The 23,688-nt window shown below is 69.0% G+C and carries 27 protein-coding genes and 1 tRNA gene; 15 read left to right on the forward strand and 13 right to left on the reverse strand.

Annotated elements, in window-relative coordinates; genetic code table 11:
• Positions 1–24: 24 nt before the first annotated feature.
• Positions 25–1,485, reverse strand: coding sequence for a bifunctional UDP-N-acetylglucosamine diphosphorylase/glucosamine-1-phosphate N-acetyltransferase GlmU (glmU, locus tag ABZX12_RS40000; RefSeq protein WP_355700695.1), 1,461 nt, complete (start codon positions 1,483–1,485; stop codon positions 25–27).
• Between the two features lie 222 nt (positions 1,486–1,707).
• Complete coding sequence (locus ABZX12_RS40005) at positions 1,708–2,778, reverse strand: hypothetical protein (RefSeq protein WP_355700696.1); 1,071 nt, start codon at positions 2,776–2,778, stop codon at positions 1,708–1,710.
• A gap of 91 nt (positions 2,779–2,869) precedes the next feature.
• Between ABZX12_RS40005 and ABZX12_RS40010 the strand changes: the two genes are divergently transcribed.
• Positions 2,870–3,202: a VOC family protein gene (locus ABZX12_RS40010; protein WP_355700697.1), complete on the forward strand. Its 333-nt coding sequence runs from the start codon at positions 2,870–2,872 to the stop codon at positions 3,200–3,202.
• Here ABZX12_RS40010 and ABZX12_RS40015 read toward each other — a convergent pair.
• Positions 3,192–4,118, reverse strand: coding sequence for a phosphotransferase (locus tag ABZX12_RS40015; protein WP_355700698.1), 927 nt, complete (start codon positions 4,116–4,118; stop codon positions 3,192–3,194). The two genes, ABZX12_RS40010 and ABZX12_RS40015, sit on opposite strands and share 11 nt — an antisense overlap.
• A gap of 72 nt (positions 4,119–4,190) precedes the next feature.
• Here ABZX12_RS40015 and ABZX12_RS40020 point away from each other — a divergent pair, with 72 nt between their 5' ends.
• The 6 genes from ABZX12_RS40020 to ABZX12_RS40045 all read left to right on the forward strand — a co-directional run bounded on the left by ABZX12_RS40020 (position 4,191) and on the right by ABZX12_RS40045 (position 7,618).
• Positions 4,191–4,448 carry a hypothetical protein gene (locus ABZX12_RS40020; protein WP_355700699.1) on the forward strand — a complete coding sequence of 86 codons (258 nt, stop codon included), beginning with the start codon at positions 4,191–4,193 and terminating at the stop codon, positions 4,446–4,448.
• Positions 4,394–5,008 (forward strand): alpha/beta hydrolase, encoded by a 615-nt coding sequence (locus ABZX12_RS40025; protein WP_355700700.1) that lies wholly within the window; start codon positions 4,394–4,396, stop codon positions 5,006–5,008. Before ABZX12_RS40020 ends, ABZX12_RS40025 begins: the two co-directional genes overlap by 55 nt.
• Positions 5,009–5,146: 138 nt before the next feature.
• Positions 5,147–6,106, forward strand: a complete 960-nt coding sequence (locus ABZX12_RS40030) for a pyridoxal-phosphate dependent enzyme (protein WP_355700701.1) — start codon at positions 5,147–5,149, stop codon at positions 6,104–6,106.
• On the forward strand, positions 6,106–6,543 hold the full coding sequence (locus ABZX12_RS40035; RefSeq protein ID WP_355700702.1) for an NUDIX domain-containing protein: 438 nt from the start codon (positions 6,106–6,108) through the stop codon (positions 6,541–6,543). Before ABZX12_RS40030 ends, ABZX12_RS40035 begins: the two co-directional genes overlap by 1 nt.
• A gap of 80 nt (positions 6,544–6,623) precedes the next feature.
• A complete protein-coding gene (locus tag ABZX12_RS40040; RefSeq protein ID WP_355700703.1) occupies positions 6,624–7,181 on the forward strand; it encodes a GNAT family N-acetyltransferase in 558 nt (185 codons plus the stop codon).
• Positions 7,178–7,618: a GNAT family N-acetyltransferase gene (locus ABZX12_RS40045; protein ID WP_355700704.1), complete on the forward strand. Its 441-nt coding sequence runs from the start codon at positions 7,178–7,180 to the stop codon at positions 7,616–7,618. Before ABZX12_RS40040 ends, ABZX12_RS40045 begins: the two co-directional genes overlap by 4 nt.
• 1 nt (position 7,619) lies before the next feature.
• On the opposite strand, the gene ABZX12_RS40050 is transcribed toward ABZX12_RS40045, so the two are convergent.
• The 7 genes from ABZX12_RS40050 to ABZX12_RS40080 all read right to left on the reverse strand — a co-directional run bounded on the left by ABZX12_RS40050 (position 7,620) and on the right by ABZX12_RS40080 (position 11,603).
• Positions 7,620–8,048 carry a hypothetical protein gene (locus ABZX12_RS40050; protein WP_355700705.1) on the reverse strand — a complete coding sequence of 143 codons (429 nt, stop codon included), beginning with the start codon at positions 8,046–8,048 and terminating at the stop codon, positions 7,620–7,622.
• A gap of 31 nt (positions 8,049–8,079) precedes the next feature.
• Positions 8,080–8,709: a 2'-5' RNA ligase family protein gene (locus ABZX12_RS40055; RefSeq protein WP_355700706.1), complete on the reverse strand. Its 630-nt coding sequence runs from the start codon at positions 8,707–8,709 to the stop codon at positions 8,080–8,082.
• 3 nt (positions 8,710–8,712) lie between these two features.
• Positions 8,713–9,150 (reverse strand): hypothetical protein, encoded by a 438-nt coding sequence (locus ABZX12_RS40060; RefSeq protein ID WP_355700707.1) that lies wholly within the window; start codon positions 9,148–9,150, stop codon positions 8,713–8,715.
• Between the two features lie 170 nt (positions 9,151–9,320).
• On the reverse strand, positions 9,321–9,980 hold the full coding sequence (locus ABZX12_RS40065) for a hypothetical protein (protein WP_355700708.1): 660 nt from the start codon (positions 9,978–9,980) through the stop codon (positions 9,321–9,323).
• 531 nt (positions 9,981–10,511) lie between these two features.
• A complete protein-coding gene (locus tag ABZX12_RS40070; protein ID WP_355700709.1) occupies positions 10,512–11,009 on the reverse strand; it encodes a GNAT family N-acetyltransferase in 498 nt (165 codons plus the stop codon).
• Between the two features lie 60 nt (positions 11,010–11,069).
• Complete coding sequence (locus tag ABZX12_RS40075) at positions 11,070–11,480, reverse strand: hypothetical protein (RefSeq protein ID WP_355700710.1); 411 nt, start codon at positions 11,478–11,480, stop codon at positions 11,070–11,072.
• 51 nt (positions 11,481–11,531) lie between these two features.
• Positions 11,532–11,603, reverse strand: a tRNA-Gln gene (locus ABZX12_RS40080).
• Positions 11,604–11,726: 123 nt separating this feature from the next.
• Here ABZX12_RS40080 and ABZX12_RS40085 point away from each other — a divergent pair.
• The 6 genes from ABZX12_RS40085 to ABZX12_RS40110 all read left to right on the forward strand — a co-directional run bounded on the left by ABZX12_RS40085 (position 11,727) and on the right by ABZX12_RS40110 (position 18,679).
• Positions 11,727–12,725, forward strand: a complete 999-nt coding sequence (locus tag ABZX12_RS40085; RefSeq protein WP_355700711.1) for an acyl-CoA desaturase — start codon at positions 11,727–11,729, stop codon at positions 12,723–12,725.
• Between the two features lie 58 nt (positions 12,726–12,783).
• On the forward strand, positions 12,784–13,425 hold the full coding sequence (locus ABZX12_RS40090; protein ID WP_355700712.1) for a TetR/AcrR family transcriptional regulator: 642 nt from the start codon (positions 12,784–12,786) through the stop codon (positions 13,423–13,425).
• A gap of 72 nt (positions 13,426–13,497) precedes the next feature.
• Positions 13,498–14,673: a sensor histidine kinase gene (locus ABZX12_RS40095; RefSeq protein WP_355700713.1), complete on the forward strand. Its 1,176-nt coding sequence runs from the start codon at positions 13,498–13,500 to the stop codon at positions 14,671–14,673.
• Positions 14,673–15,341 (forward strand): response regulator transcription factor, encoded by a 669-nt coding sequence (locus tag ABZX12_RS40100; protein ID WP_355700714.1) that lies wholly within the window; start codon positions 14,673–14,675, stop codon positions 15,339–15,341. Before ABZX12_RS40095 ends, ABZX12_RS40100 begins: the two co-directional genes overlap by 1 nt.
• Positions 15,342–15,435: 94 nt before the next feature.
• Entirely contained in the window at positions 15,436–16,215 is a 780-nt protein-coding gene (locus ABZX12_RS40105) for an ABC transporter ATP-binding protein (RefSeq protein WP_355700715.1), read from the forward strand.
• Between the two features lies 1 nt (position 16,216).
• Entirely contained in the window at positions 16,217–18,679 is a 2,463-nt protein-coding gene (locus tag ABZX12_RS40110; RefSeq protein WP_355700716.1) for an ABC transporter permease, read from the forward strand.
• Between the two features lie 148 nt (positions 18,680–18,827).
• Here the strand turns inward: ABZX12_RS40110 and ABZX12_RS40115 are convergent, their stop codons facing one another.
• Entirely contained in the window at positions 18,828–19,175 is a 348-nt protein-coding gene (locus tag ABZX12_RS40115; protein WP_355700717.1) for a VOC family protein, read from the reverse strand.
• Positions 19,176–19,177: 2 nt separating this feature from the next.
• On the reverse strand, positions 19,178–19,957 hold the full coding sequence (locus tag ABZX12_RS40120) for a methyltransferase domain-containing protein (RefSeq protein ID WP_355700718.1): 780 nt from the start codon (positions 19,955–19,957) through the stop codon (positions 19,178–19,180).
• Positions 19,958–20,039: 82 nt separating this feature from the next.
• Here ABZX12_RS40120 and ABZX12_RS40125 point away from each other — a divergent pair, with 82 nt between their 5' ends.
• Positions 20,040–20,555 (forward strand): MarR family transcriptional regulator, encoded by a 516-nt coding sequence (locus ABZX12_RS40125; RefSeq protein ID WP_355700719.1) that lies wholly within the window; start codon positions 20,040–20,042, stop codon positions 20,553–20,555.
• A 396-nt stretch (positions 20,556–20,951) separates the two neighbouring features.
• Here ABZX12_RS40125 and ABZX12_RS40130 read toward each other — a convergent pair whose 3' ends face one another.
• On the reverse strand, positions 20,952–22,772 hold the full coding sequence (locus ABZX12_RS40130; protein ID WP_355700720.1) for an ABC-F family ATP-binding cassette domain-containing protein: 1,821 nt from the start codon (positions 22,770–22,772) through the stop codon (positions 20,952–20,954).
• Positions 22,773–22,821: 49 nt separating this feature from the next.
• Here ABZX12_RS40130 and ABZX12_RS40135 point away from each other — a divergent pair, with 49 nt between their 5' ends.
• Positions 22,822–23,670 carry a fructosamine kinase family protein gene (locus ABZX12_RS40135; protein ID WP_355700721.1) on the forward strand — a complete coding sequence of 283 codons (849 nt, stop codon included), beginning with the start codon at positions 22,822–22,824 and terminating at the stop codon, positions 23,668–23,670.
• Positions 23,671–23,688: the final 18 nt, after the last annotated feature.

Genomic DNA, 23,688 nt, shown 5'->3' on the forward strand with positions numbered 1-23,688 from the left:
CGCCTCCCGTTGTCCTCGTACCGCTCAGGCCTGCTCGTCCGGCTGGTCCGCCGGCTGGTTCGCGAGCGCCGCCTCGGCCGCCGCGGCGGTCTTGGTGCCGGCCCGCTTGCGCGCGACCCAGCCCTTGATGTTGCGCTGCCGGCCGCGGGCGACCGCGATCTCGCCCGGGCCGACGTCCTCGGTGAGCGCCGTGCCGGCCGCCAGGTACGCGCCGTCCGCGATCGTCCGCGGCGCCACCAGCACCGAGTTGCTGCCGATGAACGAGTGCTTGCCGACGTGCGTCGGGTGCTTCGCGACACCGTCGTAGTTCGCGAAGATCGTGCCGGCGCCGATGTTCGCGCCCTCGCCGATCGTCGCGTCGCCGGCGTACGTCAGGTGCGGGACCTTGGCGCCGTCGCCGATGGTGGAGTTCTTGGTCTCCACGAACGTGCCGATCTTGCCCTTCACGCCGAGCTTGGTGCCCGGGCGCAGGTACGCGAACGGGCCGACGCTGGCCTGCGGGCCGATCTCGGCGCCGGAGCCGTGGGTGCGGATGATCGTCGCGCCGGCCCCGACGGTGATGTCGGTGAGCGTGGTGTCCGGGCCGATGGTGGCGCCCTCGTCGACCGTGGTCGCCCCGTGCAGCTGGGTGTTCGGCAGCAGGGTGACGTCGCGGGCGACCTGGACGGTCTGGTCGACCCAGGTGGTGTTCGGGTCGACGACCGTCACGCCCGCACGCATCAGACGGGTGAGCGTACGCCGGTTCAGCTCGGCGCGGAGGGTTGCGAGCTGAACGCGGTCGTTGACGCCCTCGGTCTGCATCGCGTCGTCGGTGACGTGCGACCCGACCCGCTTGCCGTCGTTCCGGGCGATGCCGATCACGTCGGTCAGGTAGAGCTCGCCCTGGGCGTTGTCGGTGGTCAGCCGGCTCAGGCCGTCCCGCAGGGTGGCCGCGTCGAACACGTAGATGCCCGCGTTGATCTCGTCGATCGCGCGCTGCTCGGCGGTGGCGTCCTTGTGCTCGACGATCGCCGCGACGGTGCCGTCCGGCCCCTGCACGATCCGGCCGTACCCGGTCGGGTCGGGCACCCGCGCGGTCAGCACGGTGACCGCGTTGCCCTGCTTGTCGTGGTCGGCGATCAGGTCGTGCAGCGTCTCCGCCTCGAGCAGCGGGACGTCACCCGACGTGACGACGACCGAGCCGTCGAAGTCGGCCGGTACGGCACTCAGGCCGGCGCGGACCGCGTCGCCGGTGCCCAACTGCTGCTCCTGGACGGCCGTGCGGGCCTCGGGATCGACGGCCTTCAGGTGTTCCTCGACCAGTTCGCGGCCGTTACCGACCACGACGACGAGGTGTTCGGGGCTGAGCGCCCGGGCGGTGTGCACGGCGTGCCCGACGAGACTGCGCCCGCCGATCTCGTGCAACACCTTCGGGGTCGCCGATTTCATCCGGGTGCCCAGACCGGCGGCCATGATGACGACCGCCGCGGGGCGATGGGAAGTCACGCGGTCTTCTCCTCGAGTTCCCTGCGAGTTTCTTTCAACAAGTATCAGCATGGGCACCCGAAACAGCGCCCGCGCAAGCCTACTTGCTGTCCGCGCGACCCCTCGCACGGGGACGGCGAGACCGATCTCACCCTTCCCCGCACCGTGCGTAGCGTGACCCGTTACTCTCCGTGGCATCGTGACCTACTTCACCGCTTGTGCAGTGCCGTAGGCCGGGGCAGGTCAGCGGGTGAACGCGGCCAGTGCAGTGAACGGGGACTGCGTGGACGCGGCCGACATGCCGACCGTCCACATCCGGTCCTTCGCGGTCGTGATGCCGGTGAGCGTGCCGGTCGCGGCCTTCGGTGCGGGCGCGGCGACGAGTTTCGAGCCGCTCAGTCGGAGGACGTACGGCGTCGCGGTCTGGTTGTCCTTGAACTGTTCACCGACCACGACAGGGCGCTTGTCGCGCAGCGCCACGTCGTACAGCTGGGCCATGCCGGCCGGGACCGCGACCTTGGTCCACTTCGTCCCGTTGTAGCGCAGGGCGAGCGGGGCGATACCCGACGTGTACTGGACGCCGACGAGCCAGATGTCCTTCGGACCGGCGGCCGCCATCGCGGTCGGGATCTGGGAACCGTCGGTGGGCAGATCCGTGACCAGCGTCCAGCGTTTTCCGTCGAAGTGCGCGAGACCGGCGTTGAGGCCCAGCCAGGCGTTCTTCGCGGACAGCACGGTCAGGACGTTGCCGTTGACGGAATCTTCCAGACCGGCGTTGAGTGCTTGCCACTTTCCGCCGGCGTAGCGGTAGACGACGGCGCGTTCCTTGCCGCCGACGTTCGCCCAGCCGGTGACCCAGACCGACGCGTCCGGCGCGATCACGACGTCGTCGAAGGATCCAGTAGGTACGGCGGGAGGCGTGACGACCTGCCACTTGGTGCCGCTCCAGTGCAGGGCGAGCGGTTTCGGCTTGTCCGGGTCGGTGCGGTCCTCACCCACGGCCCACACGTTCTTCGTCGTACCGACTGCGACGCTTTCCAGGGTCGCGTTGGTCTTCACCGGTTGCGCGGTCGTCTTCCAGGCCTCGCCGTCCCACCGCATCGCGAGCGGGCGCTGGTCCTGGAAGTCCTGCTTCTGGTCGCCGCCGACCGCCCAGGTGCCGCCCGCTCCGGTGGCCACGTCGTTGAACGTGGCGGGCTGCCGATGGGTCGCGGTCGTTGTCCAGCGCAACGAATCTTCCTTGGCCGGGTGGGCGGCCGCGGGTGCTGCCGTCAGCGCGGCGCCGGTCAGCGCGACCAGAATGCTCGTCCTCAACGATCCCCTCCGAGTGCGGCGTCATCTACACCTGTCCCGACGCCGCGACTCCGTCCCTGCGTTACACCGCGGATTCTGCGAGGGTGGGGAGATGGCCCTGACACTCGGAGCAATCGTCCTGAAAGTCCCGGAGACCGGACCCGCCGCGGAGTTCTGGCGCCAGGCCCTCGGGCTCACCGCCGACGACAACCCGGACTTCCTCGTGCCGCCACCCGGCACACCGCCCACCCGGATTCACCTCGACAGCACCGACCGCACCCATTTCGACCTCTGGGTGGACCACGAAACCTCCACCGCGGAAGCCGAGATCAACCGCCTCATCGGCCTCGGTGCCGAACGAGTCGAGGACTGGACCTACCCGCCGGACGCAGACTTCACCGTCCTCAAGGCCCCCGACGGAACCGTCTTCTGCATCATCGACTGATCAGCGCGGCGACCTGTGGGCTGTTGAAGAACCTCGCCGTCAGGGGCGCGTGACTGTCGCGGTCGTACGGGTCGTCGTCGTGGGCGTTGGCGATGATCAGGGAGTACGCGCAGCGGTAGAGCAGGAGCTGATCGGCGTCGTACCCGAGGCTGGTGGCGAACGCCGCGTCGTACGCCGCCTCGACCTCGCGGACCCGGGGCGACCAGAGGTCCATGACGCTCGCGGTGGCCGCGGCCTCGAACACCGGATCGCCGGCCATCGTCAGCAGGCCGAAATCGAGCAGCGTCACCGGGCGCAGGTTGTCGTCGACCAGGATGTTGCCGGCAGTGACGTCGCCGTGGACGAGCCTGGGCTCGGGCTCCTTCAGGTCGGCCAGCAGGCTCAGCAGCGCCTCGACCTTGGCGTCGAAGTCGTCGATCAGCCGCGCGTCGAAACGCGCTGCCCGGCGCCGGACGAGACCGCTCAGCGCCTCGCGCCACGACACGCCTGCCGGGCGGAACGGGTCGGTTTCGTCCAGGACCGACGTACGGGCGAGGACCTCCGGCGCCTCGATCTGCGCCAGCGCCTCGACCACCTCGATGACACAGTCCCGCACGCGCGCCCACCCCGGCGTCCCGAACTCCGGCGCCACCTCGTGCAGCGGGACGCCCGGCAGTTCCTCCTCGACCGTCACCCAGTACGGGCCGGGGTGATGCAGGCTCAGGATCTTCGGTGTGCGGTAGGGCAAGCCTTTGAGCTCGGCGTACAGCTCGGCCAAGGTGCGGAGCTCGCGCTCGTCCGCGTGGAACCAGATCTTCGCGACCTTTCCCGCGCCGAGCCGGTAGACCGCGCCCTGCATCCCGATCGCTAGCTGCTCCGCGTCGCGGTACCCGATGAGGCCGAGCTGTTCCTGCAGGAAGGCGTCCGGCAACGGCATGCCGAGAGACCTTAGCCGCCGGGCGAGGCGCTGTCGCCCGAATTGTCGGTGGGGCCTGGAACGCTTGCCTGCATGGGTGATTCGCTGGTCGACGTCGGCGGTGTCACGCTGTTCGTGCGGGAGCTCGGGCGGCGCGGCGACCGGCCTTCTGTGCTGGTCATGCACGGCGGGCCGGACGTCGGGCACGGATACCTGGTGCCCGGGTTCGAGCCGTTGGCCCGCGATCATCACGTGGTGCTGTTCGACTCCGCGGGTGCGGGCGGAGCAGCCGCGGATTGCCCGACGACGATCTGCAGCCGGAGTACGTCGTGCAGGACACGCACCGGTTGATCGACCGGCTCGGGCTCGGCGCGGTCGATCTGGTCGGGTTCTCGACCGGCGGCCGGGCCGCAATGCAGTTCGTGGACAAGCATCCGGAGCAGGTACGGCGATTGGTGCTCGCGTCGACGTCGGCGTACTCGTCGGCGGACGCGGCCGGTTATCTGGCGAGCTGGCACGAGTACCAGCGCCGCCGACGCATCGAGGACGAGGCAAAGGGCGCCCTGCGCAACTCGACGGTTTTCGTGTGGGACCTCGCCCGCGCACCGGCATACCTGCAACTGCTCGAGTCGCTCGGCACCGACCCCGGCGACTGGTCCGAGGAACGCGCGCTTCAGCGTCTCATGCACCCGTGGTGCCCCGGCGATCCCGAGCAGATCCTCCGCTCGTTCGCCAAGCCCGTCCTCATCCTGCACGGCGACAAGGACATGGGCTTCCCCGTCCAACTCGCCCACCGCCTCCACGAGGCCGTGCCCAGCCACCTGATCGTCATCCCCGACACCGCCCACATGTGCCACTTCGAACAACCCGAGATCTGGTCGTCCCACATCCGCGAGTTCCTGGACAGTTAGGGCGGTGAGGCTTGGAAAAGCCGGAGCAGATACGGATCTCACACGGCGTACTGGACACCGCCAGGGTCCCCAGCCCGAGCGGATCTCCGTCCTCGACCGCCCCTGCCAGTCCCCGACTGTGCCGTAGGCTGCGGTCTCGTGCAGGGGACACGGCTCGACATGGACCGGATTCGCGCGGCCCGGCAGGTCATCGCCCCAGTCTTCCTGGACAGTCCTCTCTATCGCTGCGAAGCACTCGAGCTCGGCTGCGCGGTCGACATCAAGCTCGAGACGGCGAACCCGCTGCGCAGCTTCAAAGGCCGTGGCACCGAGGTCGTCGCCAGCCAACTCGGCAGCTCAGGTGCCGTGGTCTGCGCCAGTGCGGGCAACCTCGGACAGGCGCTGGCGTGGTCGGCACGCGATCGCGGTCTGGACGTCACGGTCGTCGCATCACGGTTCGCGACCACGGCCAAGCTCGACCGCATCCGCGCACTGGGCGCCAAGCTCGAGCTCGTCGACGGTGACCACGAACTCGCCCGCGTCCGGGCCGCCGAGATCGCGCGGCACGACGGGATCCGGCTGCTCGAGGACAGCCTCGACCTCGAAACCTGCGAGGGCGCCGCGACCATCGGCCTCGAACTCGTCGACGCTCTGCACGCGACCGATCAGCGTCCCGCCGTACTGATCGCGCTCGGCGGCGGCGCACTGGCGACCGGCGTGGGGTACGTCCTGAAGGCCCTCGCTCCCGCCGTCGAGGTGATCTGCGTCCAACCGCTCGGCGCGCCGGCGTTGACGCGCTCCTGGCACGAGCGGCGCGTCGTCACCACCGAAACGGCCGACACGATCGCGGACGGCGTCGCCGGACGGATCCCGATCCCGGAGGTCCTCGGCGACCTGCTCGTCGTCGCCGACGACGCCGTCCTGGTCCAGGAATCCTCGATCGTCACCGGCCTGCGCCTGCTCCTCGACCACGCCGGCCTCGTCGTCGAACCGTCCGCCGCGCTCGGCATCGCCGCGATCCTCGAGGACCGCGACCGCTTCGCCGGCCGGCAGGTGGTCACGATCGTGTGCGGCAGCAACGTGGACCAGGACAAGTACCGGCGCTGGGTCGGCCTCTGATGGCGAGACTCGCGGTGAAGCTCCTGCTGCTCGACGAGGACGACCGCATACTCCTCATCCACGCCCGCGACCCGAAAACCCGGACCGACTGCTGGTATCCGGTCGGTGGCGGCGTAGACCCCGGCGAGACCCTGCAGTCAGCTGCAGCCCGCGAGGCGTACGAAGAAACAGGCCTCCGCGACCTACCACCCGGCACCCACGTGTGGACCCGCGACCACACCTACAAGTTCAACGGCCAAACCGTCGACGTGCACGAAGAATGGCTCCTGCACCGAGTCGGCCACTTCACCCCCACCCCAGCCGAACTCTCCCCGTACGAATCCACCACAATCCGCGGCTTCGCCTGGTGGACCGCAGACGACCTCCACACCACCACCGAAACCATCTACCCACCAGAGCTCGGCCAACTGATCACCAACGCGTCCACCAGAACGTGACGCCAGGCGGGTTCACAAGCTCGATTCAGCCTTACCGGAATTGGGTTGCCCAGGTCAGTGGACGAGCTGAGACTCGGGTGATGGCAACAGAGGAAGTGCGGTACGTCGAGTACGGGCCGGGAATGCTGCCCGCGGTGCTGAAGGCTCAAGTTCTCTCGTTCCTGCGGATCGTTTGGCCGGAAGGGTTCACCGGTGGGCTCAGGTATCGCGACTGGATCACCAACCCGGCGTACGAACCGCACCACCTCCTGTACGTCGCCGGCGACCTCGTCGTCAGCCACCTGGAGATCGTCCACGTCGACCTGCACCACAACGGCACGACCTACCAGGCCGCCGCCCCCACCAGCGTCCTGACCTTCCCGTCCTTCCGCGACGAAGGCTGGGCCGGCCGCCTCGTCGCCACCGCCTGCCGCCGGATCGAATCCAGCAACGCCGACCTGGGCCTCATCTGCTGCGACCCCCACAACCAGCCCTTCTACACCAAAACCTCCGGCTGGCCGGCCATCCCCGAAGCCAGGATCATCGCCGACGAAGCTCCCACATCCCAAGCAGTCCTCCTGCGCCTGCTCTCCCCCGAAGCCCGAGCCCACGAGCCCGACTTCCGAACCTCCCCGATCCACCTGAAAGACGAGCTGTGAACAAAGTGCGCGTCGCATCCGTCCGCCCAGCCCGCCTCGACGACCGGGAGCAAGTCTGGCCGCTGGTCCAGGCGTTCGCCGTGTCGTTCACGCCAGAACGCCGCGCCTTCGACACGACCTGGCCGCAGTTGCTCGACGTACCGAACACGCTGTTCCTCGTCGCAGAAGATGCCGACGGCACCGTCGTCGGCTACCTGCTCGGCAGCACCCACCTCACGTTCCTCGCCAACGGGCGCGTCGCGTGGGTCGAGGAACTCATGGTCGACGAGACCGTACGGCAGTCCGGAGTCGGCCGCCGGCTGATGGAACACGCGGAGCAAGGGGCCAAGTCCGCCGGCGCCGCCTACGTCGCACTCGCCAGCCGCCGAGCGGGACCGTTCTATCTCGCACTGGGCTACGAAGACTCCGCGGTTTTCTACAAGAAGCCGCTGACCTGAGCTACTGCGGAAGCCTCGGAAGCCCCAGCGTCTCCAGGAACCTGGCCGTCTTCAGTTCCACGAACACGTCCTCGTCCGGTACGTCGTCGTCCTCGTCGACGTCCGGTGCATCGTCGCGCGCCAGGAAAAGCTCGACCTCATCCGCGGCAGGAGACGCACCGAACAACCCAGCCCACGCGGCGAGCCCGGCCGCCTCGATCCCCGTATCACCCGCTGTTGGCGCGGCCGGATCGCCGAAGTACGCCCGCGGTGTGTACCCGAGAAACGCCTCCCCGGTCCCGGTACCCGCCGGCGCGTACTGGATCGCCGCGATGTCACTGTCATGGATCATCACGATCATGTACGGCTCGGACGGCCTGCCGCTGTCCACGTCCGGATCGACCTCGGTCCACGCGCGGTCGGCGTACACGTAACTTCCGAAGAACCCCACCCTCGTCCCCTCTCGTTCGGATGCGCCGAGGCTAGCCGAGCGGGACGGCCTCGAGCGTTCGCCACTCGTACATGCGGTTGTCGCGGTGCATCTCGATGAGGGAGACCGTGTTGAGGGTGAGATCGGCGGGTGCCGGGCTCACCCGGTCGAGGGCCACGACGGCGGGCGCCGCCGGCTGTGCGGTGTTGGCGTACGCGAGGCTGATGTGCGGGCGATAGCCGTCCACCATCTCGGGTACGCAGCCGAAAACGTCGGCGATGGCGGCGCGTACGGCGTAGCGGACGGTCTGCAGCGGTTCGGCAGGATCCGCTGGGAGGAGAACCGCCTCCCGACGTACGACACTGCGGTGGAAGCGGACCTTGACCGGCTCGAGCTCCGCCAGCCGTGCCCGTGCCGCGGCGAGCAACTCGTCCACTCGCACGTCCGGCACGTCCTCGCGGAACCCGACGCCCTGCATGGTCAGGTGCAACCATCGCAACGGGATCAGGTCGAGCCCGGGGACCGTCGAGAGCTCCTGCTGGTACGCCGTGGCGAGCCGACGGACCGGGTCCTCGAATGTGTTGATGTGCCACGCGTAGAACCGCGTACCGACCGTCCACCCCGGCCGCCACCACCAATGGTCGACCAACGCGTCCTCGTGCTCAGGCTCCGGCGAATCCATCCGTCAAGTGTCGTACCCGAGGCCGTCCCACGGCGCGTAGTACGCGATGAAGTCACCGGGCTCGATGTGGATCGAGTACGTCCCTTCGAACTCGTCACCGACCCAGCCGAACGTCACGCCGTTCCTCTCCACCGAGAACGGCTCGACATCGATCGGCTCGAGCACGTACTTCCCGAGCTCGGCGAGCCGCGCGGCGACAAGCCCATCCGCGCCCGCCGAAGCCGCCTGCCCAGGCGGAACCCCTGCAGCCCGGCGGACCTCGTCGACCTTCACCTCGTCGAACGTCCCGTCCGCGTTCCACAGGTACAACCCGACGTACGCCGTCCCCGGACCGAACAACTCATCACCGAGAAAGAACTTCCGCCCGTCCGCAGCCGTCCCCGCGTACGGCACGTGATAGTCGTCCGGCACGATCCTGAACCGCGCAGGCGCTCCACTCACAACCGCCTCCCCCTCCGACTCAACCGATGGCGCCCCACACCCGGCCAACGCCACAAACAACAAAACCAAGCCCCACCGCAGCCGATCCACGCCCAACAATGTAGCCACTCAAGGCACACCGACTGACCCGGTCGGCGAGCGCTGCAAGGAAGCGGAAGCGTGGCCGAGCTCTACGAGGGTGCGTCGGTGTGTCGCGTCCACGGGGCGCCGGGGTGCTGGCGGGAAGCGGATTCGCCGGGGCTCAGGTTGAGGACTTCGAGGAGGGTTTGGTCTTCGTCGATCGTGTGGCTCAGGTGGCCGATTTTGGCGTCGTTGCCGGCGTCTGTGGTGCCTATGAGTTGCCAGAGCTCGTCATCGGCCTCGTGGGCGATCAGGAGTACGGGCTCTTGCATCTCGAAGACCTGCGCCGTCTGGATGCAGCGGGTACCGAGCAGCCAGTGCCGCAGCCACCAGGCGCGGCGGTCCCGGGCGAAGGCGTAATCGGCCACCCACCATACGAACGGAAGGTCCGGGTGTGCGCGGGCCTGCTCGGCCGTGAGGTCCGGGCCGCCCTCCGGTACGTCCTCGAACGGCTCGTCCACGAGGCTGAACGCATACTCGCCGCCGTTGTCGAACACCACCGCGTGGAACGTCGCTCCACCCGGGTTTCCCGCGCCGATCCCGACCGAGATCCGGCCGATGTGCTGATCCTGCCCGGTGATCCAGCCAACGGCGTACGACGCGAGCTCACCCTGCGGCCCGACGAACTCCCCGAACGCCCGCCGATCCATCCCGGTCGCATCCGCGGTCGGGACCTCCACCAGTCGCCCCTCGATGATCTGAACATCCATCCGCGAACGTTAACGCCACTCGGGTCGACCCGATCTCTGATCGAGGCAAGCCTGGCGCACGATGCCGGCCAGTTCGCCGTCGGTCGGTTCCAGGGCTCACCGGCCTCGTCGTCGAGTGCGTCGATCCGGCCCAGCGGCTCTGCGAGTCCGCTCAGGTACAGGGTGGCGACGTGCTCGAGTGCGACTTTGAGCGTGGCCTGCCGCGAGGACATAGGCGGCACACCAGCTTCGGCCAGCGCCACCGGGAGCAGATCCCGAACCTCACGGGTGTCCCGCCCGCTGAGACCCGCGAGCTCCGCCAGTACGGCGCCGTCATACCCCTCAACAAGCCAGTTCGCGGCCCACATCGGGACGGCCTCCACCCGCAGCTCGCCCAGCACCAGCCAAGCAGCCACCAACTCAGGCGCCGGCGTCCCGCCACCCGGCACAAGCTCCTCCACCATGCACCCCATTGTGCGAAGCTCCCCGCGCAGCCGCATGCGGTTTGTGAGCCGCGTTGGTAGCTTCCCCGCCGCCTGACAACTGCCGTACTCAGGTCGAACTCAGAGACGTTGTCTTCAGGGGCAGCGGCATCCACAGTCGGACCTCATCGAAGACAAGGCCGTCATGATCGCGATATCCACCGGGCAGCCGGCCCCACACCTCGAAGCCGAGGCCGAGGTAGGCCGCCTCGGCGTGAGTGTCGCCGCGACAGCTGAGCTCGAGGATCGAGCAACCCCATTCGCCGGCCTGACTGGCCGCAGCGTCCACGATCCTGCGAGCGAGGCCTGTCCCACGAGCCGCGGGACGAATGACAAAGCCGCCGAGTTCGGCCCGATGCCTGCACAAGCGATGCTCGAGTCGCTTCACCGTGGTCATCCCCAGCACGCCTGCGTTCTGTTCGGCCGCCACGAGAAAGCGGAACTCGTGGCCCGGCTCCTGGTCGATCGCCGACGTGACCATTTCGGTGGTCTCTTCGATGGTCAGCCCACACAGACGGTTCTGGTGCAGGCTGTCGATGTCGCTCTCACGAACAGGGCGGATGATCATCCAGCGACGATAGTTGCGCCCGAGTCCCCAGCGTCTAAAGCCAAGGTGGGGCGTATCGGCTCACGTAGCCGCGGGCGCGTTCGGTCGGATCTGCCCAGTACTGACGTGGCTGTCGGTGGACGTGCTTTCGCAGAAGTGCCGGAGGTCGGTGGTGATGGTCTCCACCTCGCGGACGGGGAGGCCCTCGAAGTCGCTGTTGACCTGCAGGACTTCGGACTCGGGGTTCCAGCCCGACGCGTCGAACGCCCAGGTGCCCCACCTCGCGTACACGTGGAGTGGATGATCGAAATCACCCAGGTACAGAGCCGCCAAGGCGATCTCCTGATCGGGATAGAAATCCCGGCACGTCCAGGCGAGCACGTGGCAGGCGCCACTCCCGAAGAAGGCCTGGTCCGTTCGTCCCCAGGAGACTCTTTGATCGGCCCGCTCGATCGCGGTCCGCCGGAACACCCCAGAAGCCGTCGCTGTCACGCAGCGATGCTAGCCCGGCTCAGAGCGTCCCAAGCCGGGGTGTGCTGCTAGCTCCCCCGCCAGGTTTCGATCCTGGTCTTCGAGATTCAAAGTCTCGCGGGCTGCCGATTACCCCACGGGGGATCGTGGTTGCCGGGACAGTTTGCCATGAGTGGGGTGGATGACACGCTCAGGGGTTCCTTACCTACGGGTCCGTAGGTTACGGTGGCGTAGGTAAGGAACCCCTGACTCGAGGGATGAACAGCTATGACTCCACCCGCCGTAGCCACTCCGGACGCGCCCACCCGTACCGTGCCGGTCGACGAGGAGGTGCACACCGGGACGCTCGGTGGTGAGCAGAAGAAGGTCTGGGAGCAGGTCGCCCTGGCGCTGTTCATCGGGATCCCGTTCCTGGCGGTGCTGGCCGCGGTGCCGATCGCGTGGGGCGGGTTCCTGGGCTGGCGGGACGTCGTGCTCGCGGTGGTCTTCTACACGATCGCCGGCCACGGGATCTCGATCGGGTTCCACCGGCTGTTCACGCACAAGTCGTTCAAGCCGAACCGCCCGCTGAAGTACGTGCTCGCGATCGCCGGTTCGCTCGCGATCGAGGGCCCGGTGATCCGCTGGGTGGCCGACCACCGCAAGCACCACAAGTTCTCCGACCGTGACGGCGACCCGCACAGCCCGTGGAAGTACGGCAACACGCTGGGCGCCCTCACCAAGGGGTTCTTCCACGCGCACGTCGGCTGGCTGTTCGACACCGAGCAGACCCCGCAGCGCCAGTACGCGCCCGACCTGCTGAAGGACAAGGACATCGTCAAGGTGTCCCGGATGTTCCCGCTGCTGGTCGCCGTGAGCCTGCTGGCGCCGGCCGTCATCGGCGGCCTCTGGTCGTGGTCGTGGACCGGTGCGCTGACCGCGTTCTTCTGGGCCAGCCTGGTCCGGATCGCGCTGCTGCACCACGTGACCTGGTCGATCAACTCGATCTGTCACACGATCGGCGACCGGCCGTTCAAGAGCCGTGACAAGTCCGGCAACGTGTGGTGGCTGGCGATCCTGAGCCAAGGCGAGTCGTGGCACAACCTGCACCATTCGGACCCGACCTGCGCTCGGCACGGCGTGCTGAAGGGCCAGATCGACACGTCCGCGCGCTGCATCTGGTTCTTCGAGAAGCGCGGCTGGGTCTCCGACGTCCGCTGGCCGGTCAAGGAACGACTCGAGGCACGCCGTACCGACAACTGCCAGCGCATTCTCAAAGCGGCCTGACCGTTAAACCTCCGCAAGCAACACCCGAAGTACGGCATGATGCTGACGTGATCACGACGTGACGGAACCCAAACCGCGGCGGTCCGGCCGGATCCGGATGACCAGTGCCGAACGTCGCGAGCAACTCATCACCATCGCCCGCGGCCTGTTCGCCCAGAAGGGGTACGAGGCCACGTCGGTGGAGGAGATCGCGGCCCGGGCCGAGGTCTCCAAGCCGGTCGTGTACGAACACTTCGGCGGCAAGGAAGGCCTGTACGCCGTTGTCGTGGACCGCGAGGTCCGGGCACTGTTGGACGGTGTCACGCAGTCGCTGACGGCCGGCCGGGCGCACGAACTGGTCGAGCAGGCCGCGCTCGCGCTGCTCGACTACATCGAGAACAACTCCGACGGGTTCCGGATCCTGGTCCGCGACTCGCCGGTCGGGTCGGCGACCGGGTCGTTCATCTCGATCCTGAGCGACGTCGCGACCCGGGTCGAGCACATCCTGGCGGAGAACTTCAAGCGCCGCGGCCTGGACCCGAAGAACGCCCCGATGTACGCCCAGATGCTGGTCGGCATGGTCGCGCTCACCGGTCAGTGGTGGCTGGACGCCCGCAAACCGAAGAAGCCGGACGTCGCCGCCCACCTGGTCAACCTCGCCTGGAACGGCCTGTCCGGCCTCGAGGCCAAGCCCACCCTGTCCACCCGGCCGCACAAATAGGACGCCAGTAGTACACCGACATCAGCCCGCGGCATGACCCCCGCCGAAGAGCCAGCCCGTACCCTGGCCAGCATGACGGGGATCCTGACCGCGCGGCCGGTGCCTGCCCGGAGCAGGGCGTTCGATCTGCTGCTGGCCGGCAGCCTCTGCATGGTCTTCGGCTTCCTCTCGCTGGCTCAGGCGCACCTGAGCGGCATCCTCGCGTTCGGCATGCTGGCCCCGCTGATCTGGCGCCGCACCCATCCCGAACTGGTCTTCTTCGGCGTCTGCGCGGTCGCGGTGCTGCAATGGCTCGGCGGCTTCCAGCTGATGCCTGGCAACGTCGGCCTGCTCGTCGCCCTCTATGCGATCTCCGTGTACGGCGACGTGCGGCTGAGCCGGATCGCGCTCGGGATCGGCGGCCTCGGCGTCCTGATGGCGACCTCGCGGTACTGGGCCAACTCGGACTGGAAACAGCAGGTCACGATGATGGTCGCGCTCGGCGCGCTGGTCTTCGGCGTCTGGGCGTTCGGCGAGCGCCGCCGGACCCGCGGGCTGTACGTCGCGCAACTCGAGGAGCGGGCCGCCCAGCTCGAGCGGGACCGGGACCGCGAGGCGAAACTGGCCGTCAGCAACGAACGGACCCGGATCGCCCGCGAGATCCACGACGTGGTCGCGCACGGGCTGTCGATCATGATCGTCCAGGCCGACGGCGGGCTGTACGCCGCCGACCAGTCCCCCGACGCGGCGAAGAAGGCGCTGGCCACGATCGGCGACACCGGCCGCGCGAGTCTGACCGAGATGCGCAAGATGCTCGGTCTGCTCAAACAGGACGAGCGCGACCTCGACCCGAACCAGCCCCGCCCGCAGCCCGGCGTTTCCAGCCTCCCCGAGCTGATCGACAACGTCCGGGAGGCCGGCCTCAACGTCACGTACGACGTCACCGGCGAGCCCCGCGATCTGCCGGCGCTGCTGGGCCTCACGGCGTACCGGATCGTGCAGGAGGGACTGACCAACACGCTGAAACACGCCGGGCCGGGAGCGCGGACCTCCGTCACCTTGGACTTCGGGCGCGAGATGCTGACCGTGGTGGTCACCGACGACGGCCGCGGCGCCGGCGTCGCGCCGAGCGCGGACCCGGGTCACGGCCTGGTCGGGATGCGGCAACGCGCGTCCGTCTCGGGCGGTACGGTGAGCGCCGGACCGAAGGCCGGCGGCGGTTACGAGGTGATCGCCAGGCTGCCGTACAACCTGCCGACTGGAGAGTAATGGAAGACGACGTGATCCGGGTGTTCCTTGTCGACGATCAGGAACTCGTCCGGGCCGGATTCACGATGCTGGTGGACTCCCAGGCCGACATGCGGGTGGTCGGGCAGGCCGGTGACGGCGGCGAGGCGATCGAGAAGATCCAGGTGACCGCGTCCGACGTCGTCCTGATGGACGTCCGGATGCCGCGACTGGACGGCGTCGAGGCCACCCGCCGGCTCCAGTCGTTGCCCGAAGCACCGAAAGTGATCGTGCTGACCACCTTCGACCTGGACGAGTACGCGTTCGCCGCGATCAAGGCCGGCGCGGCCGGCTTCCTGCTCAAGAACACCCCACCGGCCGACCTGCTGAACGCGATCCGGCAGGTGCACTCCGGTGACGCCGTGGTCTCGCCCAGTACGACGAAACGCCTGCTCGAGCACTTCGCCGGCGCCCTGCCCGACGAGCAGACCGAGCAGCCGGACCTGGCCGACCTGACCGCCCGCGAACGCGAGGTGCTGATCGAGGTCGCCCGCGGCCTGTCGAACACCGAGATCGCCAAGCTGTTCACGTTGTCCGAGGCAACGGTCAAGACGCATATCGGCCGCATCCTGGCCAAGACCGGCCTCCGCGACCGGGTCGCCCTGGTCGTCCTCGGGTACGAGACCGGGCTGGTCCGGCCCAGCAAGTAATACCCAGGTAGTACGCGGACTCCAGTCCGCGGTCCGACGAGATTCGCCGGCGAGATCACTAACTTCTTGGACAACAACGAATCCAAGGAGTGACATGAGCTTGCAGACCGGGGAGCTTGCGGCGGGGCGGCTGCCGCAGGACGGGGAGCCGCGGACCGCGATCCGGGCGCACGAGCTGCGCAAGGTGTACGGACAGGGCGACACCGCGGTCGCCGCGCTCGACGGGGTCTCGGTCGACTTCGGGGTCGGCCGGTTCACCGCGATCATGGGGCCGTCGGGCTCCGGCAAGTCGACGTTGATGCACTGCCTGGCGGGGCTCGACACCCCGACCAGCGGCCAGGTCCTGCTCGGCGAGACCGAGCTGACCCAGTTGCCGGACGCCGAGCTGACCAAGATCCGCCGGGACCGCGTCGGGTTCGTGTTCCAGTCCTTCAACCTGCTGCCGATGCTGTCCGCGAGCGACAACATCCTGCTCCCGCTCGAGCTCGGCAACCGCAAACCCGACCAGCAGTGGCTGACCACGCTGATCGACGTACTCGGCCTGCAGGACCGGCTCACGCACCGTCCGTCGGAGCTGTCCGGCGGCCAGCAGCAGCGGGTCGCGGTGGCGCGCGCGCTGGTCGGCCGGCCGGAGGTCGTGTTCGCCGACGAGCCGACCGGCAACCTGGACTCCCGGTCCGGCGCCGAGGTGCTCGGCTTCCTGCGGCGTTCGGTCCGCGAGTTCGGCCAGACCGTGGTGATGGTGACGCACGATCCGCTCGCGGCCTCGTACGCCGACCGCGTCGTGATGCTTGCCGACGGCAAGCTGGCCGGCGAGCTGCTGCAGCCGACCCCGGAGAGCGTTCTCGACGCACTGCGCCAGCTGGGGGCCTGACGTGCGACGCTCGCTCCTCTCCTCGTTGCGCGCCCACCTGGGCCGCCTGATCGCGGCCTGCCTGGCGATCGTGCTCGGGGTCGGTTTCGGCTCGCTGGCGATGATCGTGCACTCGTCCGCGTCGCACGGCGTCGACGCGACGATCGGCGCGCAGTACAAGGGTGTCGACGCCGTCGTCGCCCCGGACTCGTCGACCATCTCCCCCGGCGACATCGCGAAGGCCCAGAAGGTCCCCGAGGCCGCGTCGGTCGTCACGCTGACCACTGCCTACCTGGAGGTCGCGTTCGCCGACCTGGTCCGCCCGACCACGATCCCGATCGACGCGCTGTACGACAGCTCGAGGATCGCCGGCCCCGGCACCTCGTCCGGGCGGTTGCCAACCGCAACGAACGAGATCGCCTTGCCGGCCAGGACCGCCGCGAAGCACAAGGTCACCGTCGGTCAGACGCTGCGGATCAGCTCGTACGACGACAAGTCCTGGACCGTTACCGTCGTCGGGCTGGTGGACGACTCGCAGTACGTCGGAACCGCCTCCGCGGTGGCGACTCCGGCCGCGGTGAAGATCTTCGACCCGGGCGCGTACACCCGGGCGATCGCGCTCGCCGCGAAGCCCGGCGTCAGCCAGCAGCAGCTCGCCGACGCCACCCGGGCCGCGGTGACCGGCGGCGTGCAGACGTTCACCGGTGAGGCCTTCATCGACCACGAGGTGCAGAGCTGGACGAACGGTATCGACGTCCTCGGCGGCGTGTTCGGCATGTTCGCGGTGATCGCGCTGTTCGTCGCCTGCTTGGTGATCGGCAACACGTTCACGATCGTGATCGCCCAGCGCACCCGCGAGATGGCGCTGCTGCGCTGCGTCGGCGCGTCCCGGCGGCAGGTGTTCACGTCGGTGCTCGCAGAGGCCGCCGTGGTCGGTGCAATCGCCTCCACGATCGGCGTCGTGTTCGGCGTCGCGCTGTCCGCACTGGGTTTGGCGCTGTCCCGCGAGTTCGACTGGGGCATTCCGCCGCTCCCGCTGCATCTGGACCTGCTGTCGGTGTTCCTGCCGCTGCTGCTGGGCGTTGCGGTCACGCTGCTGGCAGCCGTCGTGCCGGCCCGCCGGGCGACCAAGGTGGCGCCGCTGGCCGCGCTCCGGCCCGAGGTGGCGCCGGCGGCCGCGAGCAAGGCCGGTCTGTTGCGCCTGATCCTCGGCTTCCTGCTCCTCGCCGGCGGCGGTGCGCTGCTGGCGGGCGGCGCCGTGCTGCAAGAGGTACTGATCGGTGTCGCCGGCGGCGCGCTCTCGTTCCTCGGTGTGCTCGCGATCGGGTCGCTGCTGGTGCCGTCGTTGATCCGCCTGATCGGCGCGCTCCCCGCCCGCGGTGGCGGCGTACCCGCCCGGCTCGCCGTCGCGAACGCGATCCGCAACCCGAAGCGTACGGCGGCCACCACGTCCGCCCTGCTCATCGGCGTGACACTGATCAGCCTGACCTGTGTCGGGATCGCCTCGGTCCGCAAGACGTTCGACGTGTCGATGGACGGGCAGTACCCGGTCGATCTGATGGTCACGACGTACCAGGAGAAGATGCCGGCCGGCGCCGAGCAGCAACTCCGTGACATCAAGGGCATCACCCAGGTCGTCCCGGTCAGCAAGCTGCTGGTGAAGTCCGGCGCCCAGGAGGTCGAGGTCACCGGCATCGACGCGGCCGCGGCCGGTTCGGTGATCCACAATCCGGCACTGGCGGCCCAGCTCGAGCCCGGTACGGCGCTGGTCGACCGCCAGACGATGGCGATGCTGGACGTCGAGGACGGGAGTCCGCTGACGATCGTGTCCGGGCAGCACAAGCTGACCGTGAAGGTCCAGCGGTCGAACGGGCTGGACCCGATCACGGTCGCGTCGACGGATCTCGCGAAGCTGGCGCCGAACGCGCCGGTGACCGGCTTCTGGCTGGCCTCGGACCCGAAGGCGGACGGCTCGGACGTGATCGACGCCGTGCAGCAGTCGATCCCGACCGTCAAGGAGTTGTCGGTCGACGGCGGGCTCGCGGAGCGGACCAGCTATACGAAGATCTTCGACGTGCTGCTGATCGTCGGGGTCGGTCTGCTCGGGGTCTCGGTGCTGATCGCCCTCGTCGGCGTCGGCAACACGCTCAGTCTGTCGGTGCTGGAGCGGACGCGGGAGAACGCGCTGCTGCGGGCGATGGGATTGTCCCGCCGCCAATTGCGCCGGATGCTCGCGGTCGAGTCGTTGCTGATGGCGCTGGTCGCGGCCGGTCTCGGGATCGTGCTCGGCCTGATCTACGGCTGGACGGGGACGAGCGCGCTGATGGGCGGTCAGACGGTCGACGGCAGCGTGGAGTACGCCGTCCCCGGGACGCTGCTGATCGCGATCGCCGCCGTGGCCGCGGTCGCGGGCCTGCTCGCCTCAGTGCTTCCCGCCCGCCGGGCCGCCAAGGTCGCCCCCGCCGGCGCACTGGCGACCGAATGAGCCGGCGGCTCGCCTGGCTTGAGGGGGCCGGGCGAGCCGCTGGGGGTGCAGGAGGACAGGAGGTGTCGCCCGATCGGCGGGCGCCGGGCGCCGGCGTGAGCGTGAATGCACCGCGCACACCGGGACATCTCCTGTCGAGCGTGCCCCGTCAGACGATCTCGACCCGGTTGCCGTGGCCGTCCTTGGTGTGGAAGCGCCGGCGGCCCGGGATCGTCTCGTTGTCCCACGTCACGGGGTAGCCCAGGTCGGTCAGCTTCGCCGCCAGGGCGTCCAGGTCGTCGACGGCCAGCGCCGGATGCGCCTTCTTCGCCGGCGTGAACCCCTCCTCCACGCCGATGTGGATCTCCGCGGCCCCGGCCCGGAACCAGCACCCGCCGCGCGGCTTGAGCAGCTCCGGCTTCTCCACCTCGGTCATCCCGAGCGCGTCCCGGTAGAACGCCCGCGCCACGTCCTCACCGCCCGGTGGGCACGAGACCTGCACATGATCGAGTCGCATCGTCAGCCCTTCTTGTGCGCCACGGCGAAGATCCGGCGGAACGGCAGCAGCGTCCCGTAGTCCTTCTGCGGATACGCCTCCGCCAGCCGCGCGCCGTACTCCGCCTCGAACCGCACCCGCACATCGTCCGGCAGCGACTGCAGCACCGGGCGCGCCCCGGTCCCCTTCACCCACTCCAGGACCGCGTTGTCGCCGGACAGCAGGTGGAAGTACGTCGTCTCCCACGCGTCCACGACGCACCCTTCCGCGCTGAGCGCTTCGACGTACTCCGCCGGGCCGGGGACGTCGGGGCGCAGCGACGCGTCCCTCGCGTACTCGGCGTACGGCGGCCTGTTGGCGAGCTCACGCAGGATCGCGTGCGACGGCGCGTCACCGTTGCCCGGGATCTGGATCGCCAGCCAGCCCCCGGGACGCAGCGCCCGTACGAAGCCGGGCAGCAGGTCGAGCTGCTCGGGCACCCACTGCAGGGTCGCGTTGGTGACGATCACGTCGAGATCGGCGCCGCTCCACTCGCGGACATCGCCGAGCTCGAAGCTCAGGCGGTCGTCGGCGAACTGCGCGGCGGCCTCGAGCATCTGCGGCGAGCTGTCGACTCCGCGGATGTCGGCGTCCGGCCAGACCTGCCGCAGCGTCGCGGTCAGCGCGCCCGGACCGCAGCCGAGGTCGACCACCGACCGGACGCCGGTCGCCCGGACCCGCTCGACGAGATCCCGGAACGGCCGGGCGCGCTCGTCGGCGTACGTGCCGTACTGCTCTGGACTCCACACCGGTGACGTGCGCATCGGCTTGCACCTCTCTGACGCGAATTTATCTTGATGTCGAGATACTCTAACCTCGCGACTTGTCTTGATGTCAAGAGTCTTGATGAGTACCCTCGAACCCATGGAGGACGAGGTCGATCGGCTGATCGAGGCCTGGCGGCGCGAGCGCCCCGACCTCGACGTGGCGCCGATGGAGGTGCTGTCCCGGGTCAGCCGGCTGGCGCGACACCTCGACCGGGCCCGCAGCCAGGCCTTCGACACGCACGGCCTGGAGTCGTGGGAGTTCGACGTCCTCGCAGCACTCCGCCGAGCAGGCACGCCGTACCAACTGTCCCCCGGCCGGCTGCTCAAGGAAACCCTGGTCACGTCCGGCACGATGACGAACCGGGTCGACCGGCTGGCCGCGCGTGGCCTGGTAGAGCGTCTCCCGGACCCGCACGACCGCCGCGGGGTGCTCGTGCAACTGACGCCTGCCGGCCGGGACAAGGTCGATGCCGCGATGGCCGACCTGCTCGCCCACGAGCGCACGCTGCTCGGCGGCCTCAGCGATCGCGACCAGCAGAAGATCGCCCGCGTACTGCGCGAACTGGTCCGGCCGTTCGACCTTGAAAAGCACTGAAACAAACCGGCCGGTAACCACCGACAAAGCCGGCTGTTCGTGCGGGCAAAGCACGGCCGGAATAACGCCGGAATTATCCGAAAAGACGACCCGTCACTTCCACCCCATCCGGATCGTTGCTAGTTGCAACGAGATCGTGAGATTGCTGTAGCCGTCGACTGTCGACACCGGTCGGGCCCACTACTAGGGTCGTCACCGTCGGTGGTTGATCGACTACAAAATGTCAGAACACGGTGACTTCGGCGGCAAGAGGTGGTCCGCCGAAAGCGGTCGCGCGGTGTCCGGGGCTCGGGGCCCGAACAACGCCGGCCGGCACGGGGCCCGCTCACCCAGAAGCTCGGCGCACCCCTCCGAATCACAGGGGATCGGAGGGGGCGCCGCGGCTCGGAACCCCTGCTATTCGGCGCGTTCGGCCGCTTCGAACCAGGCGGTCTCGAGCTCGCCGCGTTCGTCGGCGAGCTTGCGCAGCTCGGCGTCCAGCTCGGCGAGGCGCTCGTAGTCGCTCGCGCTGGCGGCCAGCTGGTCGTGCAGCTTCGCCTCTGCCTCGGTGAGCTTCGTGAGCTGCCGCTCGATCCGGTTCAGCTCCTTCTTCGCCGCCCGGGCCACTGCCGCGTCAGCCGTCGGACGCTCAACCACCTGCCCATTTCCGGTGGTCGCCAAATCACTGGACATCTCCGCCGCCGGTGTCAACGCATTTGACGCCGGCCGCCGCGGAATTCCGGCCGCGAGTTCCTCGAGATACTGCTCGACACCGCGCGGCAGATGCCGGACCCGGCCGTCGCCCATGATCGCGTAAACCATGTCGCTGACCCGCTCCAGGAAGTACCGGTCGTGGGTGACGGTGACGACGACACCCGGCCAGCTGTCGAGGAAATCCTCCAGCACGGTCAGCGTCTCGACGTCCAGGTCGTTGGTCGGCTCGTCCAGGATCAGCACGTTCGGCTCGTCGAGCAGGATCCGCAGCAGTTGCAACCGGCGCCGCTCACCGCCGGACAGGTCCGAGATCCTCGTCGTCAGCTTGTCGCCGGTGAACCCGAATCGCTCGAGCAGTTGCGCCGACGTCAGCTCACCGCCCCGGCCCGCCAGCGCCGCCGTACGCCGGATCGCGGTGATGTGGTCGAGGACGGTGACCGTGCCGTCAACCTCCTCCAGGGTCTGCGACAGGTTCGCGATCCGGACCGTCTTGCCCTGCTTCACCCGGCCGCGGTCCGGCGCGAGCTGCCCGGTGAGGACCTTGAGGAACGTGGTCTTGCCGGCGCCGTTCGGGCCGAGCAGCCCGATCCGGTCGGCCGGGCCGAGCCGGAACGTGACGTGGTCGAGCATCGTCCGGGCGCCGAAACTCAGGCTCACGTCCTCGACGTCGAAGACGTCCTTGCCGAGCCGCGCGGTCGCCAGCTGGGACAGCGCGAGTTTGTCCCGTGGCGGCGGCTCATTGGCGATCAGCGCGTTGGCTGCCTCGATCCGGAACTTGGGCTTGCTGGTCCGGGCCGGCGCGCCCCGGCGCAGCCAGGCGAGCTCCTTCTGCAGGAGATTCTGCCGCTTGGCCTCGGTGACCTGCGCGGTCCGGGCCCGCTCGGCCTTGGCGAGCACGTACGCCGCGTACCCGCCGTCGTACGACGTGACGCGGCCGCCCTGCACCTCCCAGGTGTCGGTGCAGACAGCGTCCAGGAACCAGCGGTCGTGAGTGACCACGATCAGCGCGCCGGCCCGGTCGACGACGTGCTCGGCGAGCCAGCTGACCGCCTCGATGTCGAGGTGGTTGGTCGGCTCGTCGAGGATCAGCAGGTCGACCTCGGTGAGCAGCAGCCTGGCGAGCGACGCCCGCCGGCGCTCACCACCGCTCAGGCTGCCGACCCGCGCCTGGTGGTCGACCTCGCCGAGCAGGTGCTCCATCACCGAGCGTGCCCGCGGGTCGGCCGCCCAGGTGTAGGTCTCGACGTCGCCGAGGACCGCGTGCAGCACGGTCTGGTCGGGGTCGAGGTCGTCGCTCTGCCCGAGATACCCGAGCCTGAGGTCGCGGTTGTGGGTGATCCGGCCGCCGTCGGGCTCCTCACGCCGGGCCAGGACCTGCAGGAGCGTCGACTTGCCGTCGCCGTTGCGCCCGACCACGCCGATCCGCTCACCACGGCCTACGCCGAGACTGACCGAGTCGAGCAGGGTGCGGGTCCCGAAGCCCTTCGAAACAGCTTCCAGATTGACCAAGTTAGGTGCCGCCATAACGCGCCCAAGGGTAGCTGACCGCGGGAGGCGTGCCAGGATCGTCCAGGTGCTGACCTCCGCCTGGCTCGACGGCCTGTCCCTCGGCGACCCGATCGCGGCCGATCCACTGGAAGGCGGGTACGCCAGCAGGACGTTCCGGGTGCGGACGTCGCTGGGCGAGTCGGTGGTCGTGAAAACGCAGGACAACCTGCCGGAGGACCTGTACGCGCTGGAGGCGGACGGGCTCGACGCGCTGCGCGCACCGGGCGGGTTCGCCGTCCCCCAGGTGCTCCGTGTGACGCCGTCGTACATCGTGCTGTCGGACCTCGGTACGTCGGAACCGTCGCCGACGTACTGGGAGGACGCGGGGCGGGCGCTGGCGCTGCAGCACCAGCAGACCGCGGACAAGTTCGGGTACCACGTCGACAACTACCTCGGCACGCTCCCGCAGCGGAACCCGTGGACCGGCGACGGGCACACGTTCTTCGCCGAGCACCGGCTCCTGCGCTACCTGGAGGAGCCGAACTGCCACAACCAGCTCCCCGCGGCCGACCGCCGCCGACTGGAGCGCATCGCGGGCAATCTGGTCAACCTCGTCCCGGCCCAGCCGCCGTCCCTGCTGCACGGCGACCTGTGGCACGGCAACCTCCTCCCCGCCCCGAACGGCGGGCCGGCGATGATCGACCCCGCCGTCCACTACGGCTGGCCGGAAGCCGACCTCGCCACGCTCCTCATCTACGGCCGGCTGTCCGAGACCTTCTTCGACGCCTACGAAGAAGTCCACCCGCCGGCCCCCGGCTGGCGTGCCCGCCTCCCGCTCCTGCACCTGCGGGAACTCCTCTGCATCACCGCGCACTGGCCCGACCGCGCCGAAACCGTCACCGAGATCTCGGCCATCCTCAGGCAGTACGCCTGACGAGGGCGGATCTGTGCC

Source organism: Kribbella sp. NPDC003505 (genome assembly GCF_040610875.1).
Taxonomy (GTDB): Bacteria; Actinomycetota; Actinomycetes; order Propionibacteriales; family Kribbellaceae; genus Kribbella.

What these genes read in the sequence shown, in the direction of transcription:
- ABZX12_RS40010 (WP_355700697.1), top strand. Translation starts at nt 2,870, where the DNA reads ATGGCCCTGACACTCGGAGCAATCGTCCTGAAAGTCCCGGAGACCGGA.
- ABZX12_RS40015 (WP_355700698.1), bottom strand. Translation starts at nt 4,118, where the DNA reads ATGCCGTTGCCGGACGCCTTCCTGCAGGAACAGCTCGGCCTCATCGGG.
- ABZX12_RS40020 (WP_355700699.1), top strand. Translation starts at nt 4,191, where the DNA reads ATGGGTGATTCGCTGGTCGACGTCGGCGGTGTCACGCTGTTCGTGCGG.
- ABZX12_RS40035 (WP_355700702.1), top strand. Translation starts at nt 6,106, where the DNA reads ATGGCGAGACTCGCGGTGAAGCTCCTGCTGCTCGACGAGGACGACCGC.
- ABZX12_RS40040 (WP_355700703.1), top strand. Translation starts at nt 6,624, where the DNA reads ATGGCAACAGAGGAAGTGCGGTACGTCGAGTACGGGCCGGGAATGCTG.
- ABZX12_RS40055 (WP_355700706.1), bottom strand. Translation starts at nt 8,709, where the DNA reads ATGGATTCGCCGGAGCCTGAGCACGAGGACGCGTTGGTCGACCATTGG.
- ABZX12_RS40065 (WP_355700708.1), bottom strand. Translation starts at nt 9,980, where the DNA reads ATGGATGTTCAGATCATCGAGGGGCGACTGGTGGAGGTCCCGACCGCG.
- ABZX12_RS40070 (WP_355700709.1), bottom strand. Translation starts at nt 11,009, where the DNA reads ATGATCATCCGCCCTGTTCGTGAGAGCGACATCGACAGCCTGCACCAG.
- ABZX12_RS40085 (WP_355700711.1), top strand. Translation starts at nt 11,727, where the DNA reads ATGACTCCACCCGCCGTAGCCACTCCGGACGCGCCCACCCGTACCGTG.
- ABZX12_RS40095 (WP_355700713.1), top strand. Translation starts at nt 13,498, where the DNA reads ATGACGGGGATCCTGACCGCGCGGCCGGTGCCTGCCCGGAGCAGGGCG.
- ABZX12_RS40100 (WP_355700714.1), top strand. Translation starts at nt 14,673, where the DNA reads ATGGAAGACGACGTGATCCGGGTGTTCCTTGTCGACGATCAGGAACTC.
- ABZX12_RS40105 (WP_355700715.1), top strand. Translation starts at nt 15,436, where the DNA reads ATGAGCTTGCAGACCGGGGAGCTTGCGGCGGGGCGGCTGCCGCAGGAC.
- ABZX12_RS40115 (WP_355700717.1), bottom strand. Translation starts at nt 19,175, where the DNA reads ATGCGACTCGATCATGTGCAGGTCTCGTGCCCACCGGGCGGTGAGGAC.
- ABZX12_RS40120 (WP_355700718.1), bottom strand. Translation starts at nt 19,957, where the DNA reads ATGCGCACGTCACCGGTGTGGAGTCCAGAGCAGTACGGCACGTACGCC.
- ABZX12_RS40125 (WP_355700719.1), top strand. Translation starts at nt 20,040, where the DNA reads ATGAGTACCCTCGAACCCATGGAGGACGAGGTCGATCGGCTGATCGAG.
- ABZX12_RS40130 (WP_355700720.1), bottom strand. Translation starts at nt 22,772, where the DNA reads ATGGCGGCACCTAACTTGGTCAATCTGGAAGCTGTTTCGAAGGGCTTC.